This is a genomic window from Hymenobacter terricola (assembly GCF_017921975.2).
GTDB lineage: Bacteria > Bacteroidota > Bacteroidia > Cytophagales > Hymenobacteraceae > Hymenobacter > Hymenobacter terricola.
This window is the reverse complement of record NZ_JAGEMO020000018.1, coordinates 110,613-123,303: the sequence shown is the minus strand read 5'-3', so window position 1 is coordinate 123,303 and position 12,691 is coordinate 110,613. Positions and strand designations below refer to the sequence as shown.

Here is a 12,691-nt window from a genome sequence, read left to right as displayed (position 1 = left end):
CTATGCAACTCACGATTTCCTTTATGGCGGTGGCATTGTTTGCCGTCATCGCGCAGGCTTTGTTTGCAGCCGGGCTGCTGGCCAGCGCGCCGTTCAACCGGGTGTCGAACCGCTTTCTGGCCCTGCTCATGGTGGCCATCGCGCTGTGGGTGCTCGATGGGTTTTTCCGCGTTTCGGGGCTGTACGGGCAGAACGCGGGCCTGTATTTCTCGCCCATCTACTACTCGCTGGGGTTTGGGCCGCTGCTGTATTTCTACGTGCGCAGCCTCGTGAACCACGGGTTTCGGTGGCGGGCGCGCTACGGGCTGCATTTCCTGCCGGTACTGCTGCAAGCCGGCCTGTACTGGTGGCTGCGGTTCCAGCCCTACGCGGTGCGCCTCAATTTCTGGGAGCATGTGCACCGGCCGTTTACCTACCGGCTGGAGTTCATCGGTACCTGGGTGTCGCTGATGGTGTACCTGTTCCTCAGCCTGCGCCTGCTGCGGCAGTACGGGCGCTGGCTGCTCGATAATTTCTCGGAAACCTCGCGGCTGCGGCTGCGCTGGCTGCGGTGGCTGCTGCTCTTGTTGGCCGTGGTGAGCGGGCAGTGGCTGGCGGAACTGGTGCTGCACGAGTTTTTCGGCGTGTACTACCGCTACGATTACTCGACCGAGCTGCTCGGGGTGGTGGTGTTCGTCATCGGCGTCGTGGGCCTGCGGCAGGCCGATATGCGGGCCGTGCATTTCGCCCCGGAAGAGGTGGCCGAGGTTGAATCAGCTCCCGTGCCACTGGCCGCGCTGCCCGTGCCCGTGGCGGCGGCTGAAGTGGCCGAAGCGGCTCAGGAATTGGCCGGAATCCCAGCCGCAAAAAGCGCGGTGGCGGAAGAAGCTGAGCCACCGGCTTTAGCTCCGCCCGCGCCCGACCCGCTCGTCATGGAGCGCATCCGCCGGGCCCTCGTCGATGACCAGCTCTACCAAAACCCCACCCTGACCCTGGCCGAGCTGGCCGCCCACACCGGCCTGCCCCCGCGCCTGATATCCTTCACGGTGAACGCCGGCTTCGGCCGCTCCTTCAACGACCTGGTGAACGGCTACCGCGTGGCCGAAGTGCAGCGCCGCCTCGCCGCCCCCGATGCCCGCCGGTTTACCCTGCTCGGCATCGCGTTTGAAAGCGGCTTCAACTCCAAAACCACCTTCAACCGCATCTTCAAGCAAGTGACCGGCGTGGCCCCGCGCGAGTACCAGGCCTAGGCTTTCAGGCTGAAAAAGGCCCAAAACCGGATGTGGGACGTCCCACATCCGATTTTGGGGCGATGGCGGGCAGGGGCGAGGGCCACCTTTGGGTCGTACTTCAAACGCCCCAACCCATGCCTCGTTTCCTGCTGCCGGCGCTGTGCGCGCTGGCCCTCCGCCCAGCCCTGGCCCCGGCCCAAACCAGCCCCGCTCAACCCGCTCCGGCCTGGACCAACCACTCCCGCGTGCTGCCCGATGAGCTGCGCCGCCTGCCCGTGGCCCTCACCCTCTGGCACACGCCCAACCCCGTGTACCCCGTGCCCAACCCCGCCGAGCCGGGCGGCTACCTCTGGAAGCACCAGACCCAGGTGCGCGCTGAAATGGCTGACCTCGAAATCGTGAAATGCGGCAGCTACATCTGGTACAGCGACGCCGGCTGGCAGCGCAACCTCTCGGAAACGCCCGCCGAATTTGCCCGGCTTTTCCACTGCCCCGGCGGCAGGCTCAAGCGCGGCGTCACCTACACGTTTGCCAAAAACTACCGCTACACCGACAGCGCCGCCCACCTCTACGGCGGCGATGCCCTCTGGTTCGTCATCGCCAGAGATGCCCAGGGCCAGCTCTACAAAGGCTATGGGCTGATTGAAACGGAAGCCGAAGTGCAAGCCCCAGAATAGGCCGCCTCCGTCACTCACTGCAATCCATTCAACCCATTTTCTTTTCATTGATTCCTATGAAAAAGCTCCTCATCCTCGCCCTGTTGCCGCTGTTTTTCCTGCTGGCCGCCCGGCCCGCCGCCACCACCTACCGCCTCGACCCCGCCGCCAGCACCCTCACCTGGACCGGCCACGCCGAGGCCGGCACCTGGGCTCCGCAAGGCACCATCCGGCTGCGCGAGGGCCGCATTGCCGCGGAGGGCCAAACGGTGCGCGCCGCCCGCGTGGTGGTCGACATGGCCACCATCGCCCACGACCAGGCCCAACTGGCCGAGCACCTGCGCGGCCCCGACTTTTTCGACGCCGCGAAATTCCCGACCGCCGTGTTTGAGCTCACGGAATTTAAGGCGGGGCAGGCCCGGGGCACGCTCACGCTCAAGGGCCAGACCAAGCCCGTGGCGTTTCCGGTGGCGGTGGAAGCCGCGCCGGGCGGCGGCCTGCGCCTGCGCGGTACCGTTTCGGTTGACCGTACCCAGTTTGGGGTCAACTACAACTCTGCGTCCTTCTTTCAAAACCTGGGCAGCTACGCTATTCGCAACGATTTTCAGGTGGTATTTGATGTGGTGGCGCGGTAGGTGGGGGCACTTCAGCTTGGCTACAGAATCGGGGGCGACCTTCGCGGCCATCTTTCTCACCTAAGCGTTTCGTTGTGAAAAACCTGCTGCTTGTGGCCTCCCTGGGCCTGATTTTATGTGGTGGGCCGGCCCTGGCCCAAACGGTGGCCCCGGTGGCCCCGCCCGCCCCGGCTGCCCCCTACCACCTGCTCAACACCATTGCCATTGGCGGGGAGGGCGGCTGGGACTACCTCTCGGTGGACCCCGCCGGCGAGCGCCTCTACGTGTCGCACGGCACGCAGGTGGAAGTGGTGGATTTGAAGACCCGCAAGGTCATCGGCACCGTCAAGGACACGCCCGGCGTGCACGGCATCGACGTGGTGCCCGGCGCGGGCCGCGGCTACATCACCTGCGGGCGCAACAGTACCTGCGTGGTGTTCGATTTGAAAACGTTTGAGCACATCGGTGCGCCCATTCCCACCGGCCCCAAGCCCGATGCGCTGCTCTACGACGCCTTCTCGAAGCGCGTGTTCCTGTTCAGCAACGACGGCGGCAAAAGCACCGTGCTCAACGCCGCCACCGGGGCCGTGGTGGGCACCGCCGAACTGGGCGGCGACGTGGAAGCCCCCGCCACCGACGGCAAGGGCCACATCTTCGTCAACATCGAGAACAAGAGCGAGGTAATCGAGTTCGACGCCAAAACCCTGGCCGTGCTCAAGCGCCATTCCGTGGCTCCCGGCGAAGAGCCCACCGGCCTCGGCTACGACCCCAAAACCAACCGCTTGTTCAGCGGCTGTGCCAACGAAAAGCTGGTGGTAACCGACAGCAGAACCGGCAAGCAAGTGGCCGTGCTGCCCACTGGCAAGGGCACCGACGGGGCCACTTTCGACCCCAGCACCAACAACATCATCGTGTCGAACGGTGGCTCGGGCACGTTCACCGTCATCCACGAAGATACCCCCGACAAATACACCGTGGTGGCCAACCTGCCCACCGCCCGCGGGGCCCGCACCATTGCCATCGACCCCAAGTCGCACCACCTCTTCACCTGCACCGCCGACTACGGCCCCACGCCGGCGCCCACCACCGAGAACCCGCGCCCCCGGCCCAGCATCGTGCCCGGCACGTTCCGGGTGCTGGAGTTTGGGAAGTAGGCCGGATTCGGGCATGCAGCGAAGGTGCTATTAACCTGTCATGCCTGATTAACCGTCATGCTGAGCGCAGCCGAAGCAGCTCGCGTGTGGTAGTGACTCAATCGTTCAACGGTTTTGATTACTACCACACGCGAACTGCTTCGGCTGCGCTCAGCATGGCGTTTTGCTTCATCCAATCAACTCCCCGCCAAATTGCCCATGCCCACCTTCTGGCTCCGCCTGCGCCACGGCTTGCGGATGCACCGAATGCTGCTGCTGGCCCTGCTGGCCGGCCTGGTGCTGCCGTGGGTGGTGTTTGTGAACGTGGCCGAGGACATCTGGGAATCCGGGGGCTTCATCGGCGACAAGCGGATTCTGGAGTTTCTGCACCGGCATGCTGCCCCGTTGCTGGACCGATTGGCGCTGGGCTTCACCGCCGCCGGCGACCCGCTGCCGATGGGCATTGTGGCCGGGCTGATTACGGTGGGGCTGGCCGTGTGGGGCACGCGCTCGCGGGCGTGGTTTTTTGGGCTGTCGGTGGGCGGGGCCATGGCGCTGAACCTGCTGGTGAAGGTGCTGTTCGCCCGGCCCCGGCCGGCGCTGTGGATTAGCCTCAAGCCGGCGTTTTACTACAGCTTTCCCAGCGGGCACGCCATGGGCGCGGCGGCGTTGGTTACGGCGCTGGGGTTTCTGCTCTGGCAGCACCGGGGCCACTGGCTGGCCTGGGTGGCGGGGCCGCTGTTCGTGCTCGGCGTGGGCTGGAGCCGCATGTACCTGGGCGTGCACTTTCCGTCCGATGTGCTGGCCGGCTGGACGGGCTCGGTGGGCTGGGTGGCGGGGCTGCACGTGCTGTTTTCGCCCGAGTTCCACCAGCTGCGGCGGCTGTGGCGCGAGGGCTTGCACCGGTGGCTGCCCACCGTGGTATCGGCCCCCAATGAGGCCGCCAGCGCTGCCGCGTAGCGGCTTCCGGCGTTTATTGCGGCCGATTCCACGTTCGGCCTCGCTTGATGTTTCCGCTCCATCCCCGTCTACGCTCCGTCCTTCCGCTCATGCCTTTGCTGGTGGGACTGGTGGTGGCGTGGGCGGTGTTCGCCTGGATGGCGGTGGCCGTGGTGCACGCTGGCGGCCTGCGCTGGGACGTGCCGCTGCTGGAATTCTGGCACCGGCACGCCACGCCAGGGCTGGATAAGCTGGCTATCTTCCTTACCATCATCGGAAATACCTGGCCGATGGTGAGCCTGGGGCTGCTCATTTTTCTGGGGCTGCTGGTGCGGCGGCAGGGGCGAGCCGCGTGGGTGTTTGCGGTGTCGGTGGGCGGCTCGATGCTGCTCACGCAGATTATCAAGCGACTGGTGGCGCGGCCCCGGCCTGCGCTCTGGGTCAGCATCCGGCCCGAGCACACGCTCAGCTTCCCCAGTGGGCACGCCATGGACACGGCCGCCATTGCCACGGCGCTGCTATTCCTGTGCTGGCGGTACCGGGCCCATTGGCTGGTCTGGCCGCTGGCGCCGCTGTTCTCGCTGGCCGTGGGCTGGGCGCGCATGTACCTGGGCGTGCACAACCCGTCCGATGTGCTGGCCGGCTGGAGCAGCGCCGTGGGCTGGGTGCTGCTGGTGCAGGTGATTTTTCGCTGGTTTCCAGCAACTGGCAACACGCCCGAAACGCTGCCTGGTCCCTAAGCAGTCGTTCCAAAGTAAAAGCAAGAGTGCCCTGGCCCCGCCGTTCGGCCTTATTTCGGGCTCGGATTATCGGCCTCGTACCACACGCAGCGGGTGCCGCCTTCCATGAACTCATTGCCCCGCCGCAAGCCCACTTTCTCCAGAATGCGGCGCGAGCCCGCGTTGTCCGCATCGGCATACGCGCATATTTGGGGCAATTTCAGCGTCTGAAATCCGTAGTCGAGCCAGGCCTGGGCCGCTTCGTAGCCATAGCCCTGCCGCCAGAATTGCGGCCGGAAACGGTAACCCAGGTCGTAGAAATCACGCTGCTCATTGATGGGGCCGGACACCAGCTTCAGCCCCGCCCAGCCCATAAATTCGCCGGTTGCGCGCAGCAGCACTGCCCAGCGGCCAATGCCATTGGCCACGTACTGGGCCTGGATGAAGGCAATGGTGGCAGCGCTGTGGGCCGGTTCGGCCGCCATCTGCCCGCCAATGCCGCCGAGGTAGCGGTGCACGGCCGGGTCCGAGTCGAGGGCAAACAGGCCGGCCGTATCGGCCTCGGTGAAGGGCCGGAAATGGAGGCGGGTGGTGTCGAAAGGCTGCATGAAGGGCATTGGAATCATGGGTTATTGCGTTACAATCAGCCGCTGGTGCTGGCCGGCGGTTTCGGCCACGTAAACGCCGGGCGGCACGGGGCGGTGGCGGTCGTCGCGGCCATCCCAGGCCAGGACGTGGCGGCCGGGGCCAGGGTCCAGGGACAGGGTGCGCACCACGCCGCCCTGCGCGTTGCGGATGAGCAGCAGGCCCGCCGCCCCGGAAGTAGCGTCGCAGACGTAGCTCAATGTTGTGCCGTTGGGGCCGAAACTGCGGCTGTCGGGCACTTCCAGGGTGAAGCTTTCGGGGTCAGTGCCGGTGGCCGGAGCATTCAGCAACCGCAGCCCCCGAATGCTCACGGCCACGCCGGCGTTCATCAGGAAATGCACCTCCAGCTCATGCTTCACGGGGTCGTAGGCGTAGCCTTCGGCGGGGGCCAGCTGGTTGTCGAGGTACACGGCGGTGGGCGGCGCGGCCACCCGCTGCACCAGCAGCCGCAGCAGCCGGAACGCCGGCTGGCCGGGGTAGTCGCCGTTGCTGCTCAGAATCACGTCGGTCTGCTTTGGCGTGCAGAAGCCGCGCATGGTCAGGGTTTCGTACTGGTGCCGGGCCAGCGCCTGGGCCGAATGGCCATCGTCGTCGTACATCGTGAACTCCGATTCCGGAGTGGCCGGGTCGGGGTAGTAGCGCAGCAGCAAGGTGTCGGGGCGGTATTGGGCGGTGCTGGGCCGGTAAGCAGTCATCGGCAGGAAGGCCCCGGCCCGCACCAGGAGCGGCGCGTGGGCCAGCGGCGCGGGCACGCTCACCGTGCGGCCCCCGGCATAGGTCTGGTTGGTGTAAAAGTCAATCCAGTTTCCATTGGGCAGCAACACGTTGCGCCGCCGCTGGCTGGGGTTTAGTACCGGCGCCACCAGCAGGTTGGGCCCCAAAAGATATTGGTCATTGAGGTCGCCTGATGAGCCAGCAGTGGCTTGAGTGGATTTGATAGGAAGCGGAATATCCCAGCCGTTGTTCTCGGTTGTGGAGTCCAGCTTCGTATTCCTTTCAACTTTTTGTTTATAAAAGAGATAGCTGGCTTCGCTGCTTTTTGTTGGGGGTGCAGGCGAGGTTATTAAAGCAGAAGCATACTGATAATCAAAGTCCATTGTCCGGACCAGCGGCGCGCCGGTAGTGGCATTCTGCCAGGCCAGGGTGTATAGGTACGGCAGCAGCTGATACCGGAGCTGCACGGCGTCGCGCACGCTGCTTTTGTAGGGGTTGGGGTAATAGTAGGGCTCCGGCGGCACGCCCTCGCCGTGGGGCCGCAGGATGGGGCAGAGGCTGGCCATTTGCAGCCAGCGGGTGTACAGCTCCGGGTCGATGCCGCCCACGCAGAAGCCGCCGGCGTCGGAGTGCATGTAGCCCACGCCGCCCTGGCCCATGCCCAGCATCACCGGAATCTGGGCCTGGTAGCCGCTCCACGACCGGTTGATGTCGCCCGACCACGGGAACACCGAGTTGCGCTGCATGCCCGCCCAGCCCGAGCGCGCCAGGTTGAACACCCGCTCTTCGGGGAATTCCCGGGCGTAGTTTTCCTGAAAAATGCTGGCCCAGGCCTGCCCGTAGGCGTTGTGCACAGCCCGCGCGGGGCCCCCTACGTGGTGCATGGCTTCGGGGTGGTTTTCGGGCTCGCCGAGGTCACTCCACCAGCCAGCCGCGCCCTGGTTGTGCAGCGTGCGGTAGTAGCCCCACAGCCAGTTGCGGGCCGCCGGCTTGAACACGTCCAGAATGCTGGCCGGCCCGGCCCAGAACGAGGCCACCGTGAATGGCCGCCCGGCCGCCGTGGTGCCCACCAGCCCCCGCGTGCGCACCGTGGAATCGTTGCGCGAGGTGCGCATCACGTAAGGTTCCGAAATCAGGATGGTCTTGACGCCCTGTTGGTTCAGGCGGCTCATCATACCGGCCGGGTCGGGGAAGCCGGGCTGGTACCAGCTCAAATCGCCTTGCCTGGTAGTGCCGCCAAACCAGTACAAATCCAGCACCAGCGCATCGAGAGGGAAGTTTTCGTGGCGCATTCGGGTGGCTACCTGCTGCATTTCGGCCTCGGTTTTGTAGCCGAAGCGACTCTGGATGAGGCCCAGCGCCCAGCGCGGCGGCAGCGGCTGCCGCCCCGTTAGGGCCGTGTAGCGGTTCAGGATTTCGGCCTGGTCGCGGCCCGTTATCACGAAGTAGGAGAGTGAAGCCAGCCCCTCGCCGCCGTATTCGAGCACGTTCTTATCGGTCTTGCCCAGGTCGAGGTAGCCGGGGGCGTGGTTGTCGAAAAACAGCATGTAGCCCCGGCTGCTGAGCACCGTGGGCAGCGTGATGTTCAGGTTGGGCTCGTTATTCTGCGAGCCGTAATGGGCCTGGTTGTACAGCTCCAGGCGGTAGCCGCGCCGGTCCACGGGCAAGGCGCGGGAGCCGGTGCCGTACAGCCGCTCGCCCGGCGCGAGGCGGAAGCGCACGGCCGTGCCGCCGGGCTCGGCCGTAGTGGCGGAGGTAGGGGCGGCGGCTTCGCGGCGAAAGGGAACGGCTACGTCGAACGAGGGCAATGACTGCGACAAGGACAGCGGCGCCGAAGTGTCTTTAGCGTAAAGAATTATGCGAAGCGGGTCTTTGTGAATGCTGATAATGTCACCACTTAGTGGACCAGTGTTGATGAGTAAATCAATGCTGGAATTTGGAAACTGCTTGAAAACAGCAGGCATTCCCCAGCCGGTGCGACGTGTGTCACTCATCTGCTGCACCACACTTATGGAGGTGTCCGATGTAAGGGAATGGCCCGGCGGAAAATAATCGACTTTAAGCACTCCACCTGCCCACGGGGTTAGTTGCAGGTGGCTGCCATCGGTGGCTTCAACGAGTAGGGCGTTGTTGGTAAATGCATGCGACTTATACCGCCCGCCCGGCACCGCCCGCGCCGGCACCACGCGCCGCCCAAACGGGTCATCGGCCGGCCGGCCGTTGTCGGCGCGCTGGGCGTGGGCGGCGGGCAGCAGCAGCAACGCCGCCGCTACGGTTAAAACGGAAACAAGGAAGTGGGAATACACCTTCATTAAACAGGAAAAGCTGGAAGCGGCAAGTTACTGCCGAAGCCAATAGGGGCGAAGGGCGGCCCGGTCTAGGGAATATTCTTCGGCGACGCACCAATTGGGAAGCCGCGCCATAAATTCACAGTGGGACAGCTTTTTCCGTCCTGGGATATAATACCTTTGCTATATGTCGCCCAAGTCGCCCGCTTCCTCTTACGCCGCCGTTTTCATCGACTTTGAAAACGTTTATTATTTCCTTAAAAACCACTTCCAAGACCCACCCGACCTCAACGATTACGTGCTCGACATCATCCGCACGCTGCGCGAGCAGCTGAGCGCCAAAGGCCTCGATTGCCTCATCAGCTACGCCTACGCCGACTTCGAGCGCCTGGCCACCGCCCCGCAGGGCGCCCTGTACCTGATGGGCGTGAGCACCCGCAACGTGCTGGGCACCGACCACAAAAATGCCGCCGACATGCAGCTCTGCATCGACGCGCTGGAGGTGATGTACACCCGGCCCGACATCGGCACGTTCGTGCTCGTGGCCGGCGACCGCGACTACATTCCCGTATTGCAGCACCTGCGCCGGCAGGCCCGGCAGGTGCTGGTGGCTGGCTTCCGCGAGTCCGTATCCGGCGACTTGCTCCAGAACATCGGCGCCCAGCAGTTCATCGACGCCCGCGACCTGCTGGCCCCGGAGCGCATCGGGCAGCTCGAAAAACGCCGCGCTGACCGCCTGCGCGTCATCGAGGAAAGCCGCCGCCTGCGCGAGCAAGGTCTGGCGGGGGTGCCTTCGGCCGCCGCGCTGGCTGCCCGCGCCGCCACGCCCGCCGATGCCGTATCCAAACCCGTGCTGGTGGGAATGGTGCCGTCGGCCAGCGTGCCGCGGCCTGTCGTGCCGGCCGCCGCCCGGCCTCCGGCGGTGCGCCCGGCCGAGGAAGTGCCCGATTTTGCCCCCGTCCGCCGCCTGGCCAGCGACGTGGAGCGCCGCACGCTGGCCTTCATGCTGGCCGAATTTCAGAAGCTCGAAGCCAAGCAGCAGCGCCGCGTGACCGAGCTGTGGCTGGGCCCGTTCATGCGCCTGCTCACCGATGAGCTGCCCGAGCTGCCCGACTACGAGCGCCGCGACCTGCTCAACAAGCTGCGCGACGCCGGCGCCATTCGCATCGAGAAGCGCGAAGGCGAGCCGCACCCTTTCTCCGTTATCGTGGTGAACTACAGCCATCCCGACGTGCAGGAATTGCACCCAGGCGAGGACTAAAAAGCCCGCCGCATAAGCGGCAGCGAGCGGAAAAGTTTGGCTGCGACATAACAATTTTTTAATGACAAAATGTTGTACGTCGGGCACTTAACAATTGCCGGGACGATGGGTTGGTAGGGTATTATTTCACATTTTACTCCTTTCAGCACCATGGATAATTCCTCATCGCAGAGCAGCCTGGGCACCAGCCAGCTCGATGCCACCATCAACGCCTTGCAAGGCGGCCTGGCCGCTGCCGCTAGCGCAGCCGGTCCCAACATCGCTGGCTGGATTAAAACCCTGCAAGGCAACCAGCAGCTGTCGGGCATCAGCTCGGAGCTGCAAAACCTGCACGACGCCCTCACAAGCGGCAACTCCGATACCGGTGCGTTGGCGAGCAGCCTGAGCACTTTGGGCGAGCACACAACTAAGGTGGCGGCCTCGGCCACGCCCGATGCCCAGGACAAGCTGCGGCAGCTCGGCCAAGCCCTCAGCACGGCCGCCAGCCAGCTGAAAGGCTAGGTTCCGGTTCTTGCCAACTGCCCAAAAAAGGCGGCCAACTCACTGAGTTGGCCGCCTTTTTTGCGTAAAATCCGGCGTTGAATTTGGGTGGCTTGCCGCTGAGCCCGGGGGCCGCGGGTTGCCCGTGTGCCTGCCTCGCGGTGTATCTTTGCCGCCGAAGTCCGGCCGGCCACATCCGTCACTGCATCGCCTCATCCAATTACCAACTCTTCTCCATGAGCTTTATTTCCGAAGTAGAATCCAGCATCCGCGTCCTGTTCGACTCCATCAGCAGCGGTTTTCAGCAAGACCCCGGCACGGGCTACAACCAGATTGATAACTGGATTCAGCACCTGCGCTCCACCAACGAGCCCGCGCTGCGCCCCATCGCCCAGGAACTGGAAACCCTGCGCGGCCACATCGACAGCAACAACGCCGCCGGCATGGCCGTCGCGTTCCAGAACCTCGGCGAGCTGACGGCCCAGTCGGCTCTGTCCGTGCACAACTTCAGCGGTAACGGCGATAAAGCCCGCGAAATCAGCCAGAAGCTGATTGCCGCCGCCGGCAACCTGCGCCTCATAGCCCGGGTGCCCGCTGCTCACTAAGCAGCTTTGTTAACTGCCCAAAAAGGGGCCATCCGGCGCGAGCTGCTCACCAGGCAGCCGAGCCGGATGGCCCCTTTTTGGGGCTGGAACCGGTCGGTTGCGCTTGAGGGCACCAAAATAAACAGGCATATTGGTCAGATATTTAGTAAATTACAGGCCCCATTGTGGGCTTTTTTCATTTTTTACTCTTTTAAGTCATTTTTAACCAGCTTATGCGATATTCGTTACCCCTCCTGGGCGCCGCCCTGCTCTGCACCGCCACTACCTTCGGGCAGAGCATCGATGCTCAAAAAGTTACTTTCGACTACGTGCGCCTGCCCATGGTGCCGGTTCCGGCGGGCACCCGCACCTACTCGCCCGAGGTGGTGCTGCGCTACGTTGATGCCGTGAAGCAGCAGAAAGCCGACCACGAATCGGCCGTATCCGACGCCAAATCGAAGGCCGAAAAAGACAAGCAGGAATACAAAGCACAGTCGCTGAAGGAAAAGGCCATGAACCGCTTCCTGCTTGATGAGCGCAAGCCCGGCGACGCCGTGATTCCGGCGGCCGATTACACGGCCCAGGTGTACGATGCCAAAACGCTGGCCACTACTTATGTGAGCCTGAGCGGCTTGCAGCGCGCCCAAGGCCCCGACGGGGACCTGCGCGTGACGGTGAGTCTGGACGGCTTCACGCAGGGGCCCGTCACGCCGCTGGCGGTGAAGGGCTCTTCGGTGCAACTTGCCGGGGTTTCGACCGGCGACGGCATCAAGCACGCCTACGAGGTATCCTACAAGTCGCCCATCGCCGTGAAGGTGACCACCAAGGACGGCACCGTGCTGCTCGACGAGCTGGTGGAAGCCACCAACACCTACACCGTGGGCAAAACCGAAGCCTTCGCCACCGAAGACGGCCTGAACAAGTTCTGGCGGAACAACCAGGCCGCGTACCTGCGCCAGCTGGACGAAAACTCGATGAAAACTAACATGAAGCTGGTGACCGAGTATTTGGACAGTAAGTTTGGCCAGCGCCCCATCACGCGCAACACCTCCATCTGGGTGGTGACGGACAAGAAGGTGAATTACGACGAGTACCCCCAGGCCTACGAAAAAGCGCTGATGGGCTACAAGCTGCTGGCCGACCCCAGCCGTGCCGCCGACGCCCAAAAGAATATCGGCGAAGCCGTGGCCCTGTGGAGCAAGGCGCTGACGGAATCGAACCCGAAAGACAAAAAAGCCCGCATCGACGAAAAAGTGACGGCCGCCACCCTGTACGACGCCGCCGAAGCCAACCTGTGGATGAACAACTTCGAAGAAGCCGACCGCCTGCTGGCCCGCCTCAAGCTGATGGATATCTCGCGCTACAACACCCTGGCCAAAGAGCTGGACGTGGTGGTGCAGGACCAGCACACCCGCTTCAATGCCAACCGGAAGAGCTAATAGTTAAG

12 protein-coding genes are annotated in these 12,691 nt (G+C 64.1%); 10 read left to right on the top strand and 2 right to left on the bottom strand.

Annotated features, from left to right (window positions below):
• Positions 1 to 2 precede the first annotated feature (2 nt).
• From J4G38_RS14660 to J4G38_RS14635, 6 genes are all read left to right on the top strand, one after another.
• Positions 3 to 1,229: a helix-turn-helix domain-containing protein gene (locus J4G38_RS14660; RefSeq protein WP_210518617.1), complete on the top strand. Its 1,227-nt coding sequence runs from the start codon at positions 3 to 5 to the stop codon at positions 1,227 to 1,229.
• A gap of 116 nt (positions 1,230 to 1,345) precedes the next feature.
• Positions 1,346 to 1,888: a hypothetical protein gene (locus J4G38_RS14655; RefSeq protein ID WP_210518616.1), complete on the top strand. Its 543-nt coding sequence runs from the start codon at positions 1,346 to 1,348 to the stop codon at positions 1,886 to 1,888.
• A gap of 56 nt (positions 1,889 to 1,944) precedes the next feature.
• Positions 1,945 to 2,502, top strand: a complete 558-nt coding sequence (locus tag J4G38_RS14650; RefSeq protein ID WP_210518615.1) for a YceI family protein — start codon at positions 1,945 to 1,947, stop codon at positions 2,500 to 2,502.
• A gap of 74 nt (positions 2,503 to 2,576) precedes the next feature.
• Entirely contained in the window at positions 2,577 to 3,635 is a 1,059-nt protein-coding gene (locus J4G38_RS14645) for a YncE family protein (RefSeq protein ID WP_226163433.1), read from the top strand.
• Positions 3,636 to 3,833: 198 nt separating this feature from the next.
• On the top strand, positions 3,834 to 4,574 hold the full coding sequence (locus J4G38_RS14640; protein ID WP_210518614.1) for a phosphatase PAP2 family protein: 741 nt from the start codon (positions 3,834 to 3,836) through the stop codon (positions 4,572 to 4,574).
• Between the two features lie 89 nt (positions 4,575 to 4,663).
• Positions 4,664 to 5,293: a phosphatase PAP2 family protein gene (locus J4G38_RS14635; RefSeq protein WP_210518613.1), complete on the top strand. Its 630-nt coding sequence runs from the start codon at positions 4,664 to 4,666 to the stop codon at positions 5,291 to 5,293.
• A gap of 50 nt (positions 5,294 to 5,343) precedes the next feature.
• Here J4G38_RS14635 and J4G38_RS14630 read toward each other — a convergent pair whose 3' ends face one another.
• Together J4G38_RS14630 and J4G38_RS14625 are read right to left on the bottom strand one after the other, a co-directional pair.
• Entirely contained in the window at positions 5,344 to 5,898 is a 555-nt protein-coding gene (locus J4G38_RS14630; protein ID WP_210518612.1) for a GNAT family N-acetyltransferase, read from the bottom strand.
• 3 nt (positions 5,899 to 5,901) lie between these two features.
• Complete coding sequence (locus tag J4G38_RS14625; protein WP_210518611.1) at positions 5,902 to 8,943, bottom strand: TIM-barrel domain-containing protein; 3,042 nt, start codon at positions 8,941 to 8,943, stop codon at positions 5,902 to 5,904.
• Positions 8,944 to 9,106: 163 nt separating this feature from the next.
• Here J4G38_RS14625 and J4G38_RS14620 point away from each other — a divergent pair, with 163 nt between their 5' ends.
• The 4 genes from J4G38_RS14620 to J4G38_RS14605 all read left to right on the top strand — a co-directional run bounded on the left by J4G38_RS14620 (position 9,107) and on the right by J4G38_RS14605 (position 12,683).
• Entirely contained in the window at positions 9,107 to 10,180 is a 1,074-nt protein-coding gene (locus J4G38_RS14620; protein WP_210518609.1) for an NYN domain-containing protein, read from the top strand.
• Between the two features lie 150 nt (positions 10,181 to 10,330).
• Positions 10,331 to 10,681: a hypothetical protein gene (locus J4G38_RS14615; protein ID WP_210518607.1), complete on the top strand. Its 351-nt coding sequence runs from the start codon at positions 10,331 to 10,333 to the stop codon at positions 10,679 to 10,681.
• A 215-nt stretch (positions 10,682 to 10,896) separates the two neighbouring features.
• The gene (locus tag J4G38_RS14610) at positions 10,897 to 11,265 is read left to right on the top strand and encodes a hypothetical protein (protein ID WP_210518605.1); all 369 of its coding nucleotides are present in this window, start codon (positions 10,897 to 10,899) and stop codon (positions 11,263 to 11,265) included.
• A gap of 212 nt (positions 11,266 to 11,477) precedes the next feature.
• Positions 11,478 to 12,683: a hypothetical protein gene (locus tag J4G38_RS14605; RefSeq protein ID WP_210518603.1), complete on the top strand. Its 1,206-nt coding sequence runs from the start codon at positions 11,478 to 11,480 to the stop codon at positions 12,681 to 12,683.
• Positions 12,684 to 12,691: the final 8 nt, after the last annotated feature.

Coding starts and splice junctions, on each gene's coding strand:
- J4G38_RS14625 (WP_210518611.1), bottom strand. CDS start 8,943: ATGAAGGTGTATTCCCACTTCCTTGTTTCCGTTTTAACCGTAGCGGCG.
- J4G38_RS14635 (WP_210518613.1), top strand. CDS start 4,664: ATGCCTTTGCTGGTGGGACTGGTGGTGGCGTGGGCGGTGTTCGCCTGG.
- J4G38_RS14640 (WP_210518614.1), top strand. CDS start 3,834: ATGCCCACCTTCTGGCTCCGCCTGCGCCACGGCTTGCGGATGCACCGA.
- J4G38_RS14660 (WP_210518617.1), top strand. CDS start 3: ATGCAACTCACGATTTCCTTTATGGCGGTGGCATTGTTTGCCGTCATC.
- J4G38_RS14605 (WP_210518603.1), top strand. CDS start 11,478: ATGCGATATTCGTTACCCCTCCTGGGCGCCGCCCTGCTCTGCACCGCC.
- J4G38_RS14620 (WP_210518609.1), top strand. CDS start 9,107: ATGTCGCCCAAGTCGCCCGCTTCCTCTTACGCCGCCGTTTTCATCGAC.
- J4G38_RS14650 (WP_210518615.1), top strand. CDS start 1,945: ATGAAAAAGCTCCTCATCCTCGCCCTGTTGCCGCTGTTTTTCCTGCTG.
- J4G38_RS14630 (WP_210518612.1), bottom strand. CDS start 5,898: ATGATTCCAATGCCCTTCATGCAGCCTTTCGACACCACCCGCCTCCAT.
- J4G38_RS14655 (WP_210518616.1), top strand. CDS start 1,346: ATGCCTCGTTTCCTGCTGCCGGCGCTGTGCGCGCTGGCCCTCCGCCCA.
- J4G38_RS14610 (WP_210518605.1), top strand. CDS start 10,897: ATGAGCTTTATTTCCGAAGTAGAATCCAGCATCCGCGTCCTGTTCGAC.
- J4G38_RS14615 (WP_210518607.1), top strand. CDS start 10,331: ATGGATAATTCCTCATCGCAGAGCAGCCTGGGCACCAGCCAGCTCGAT.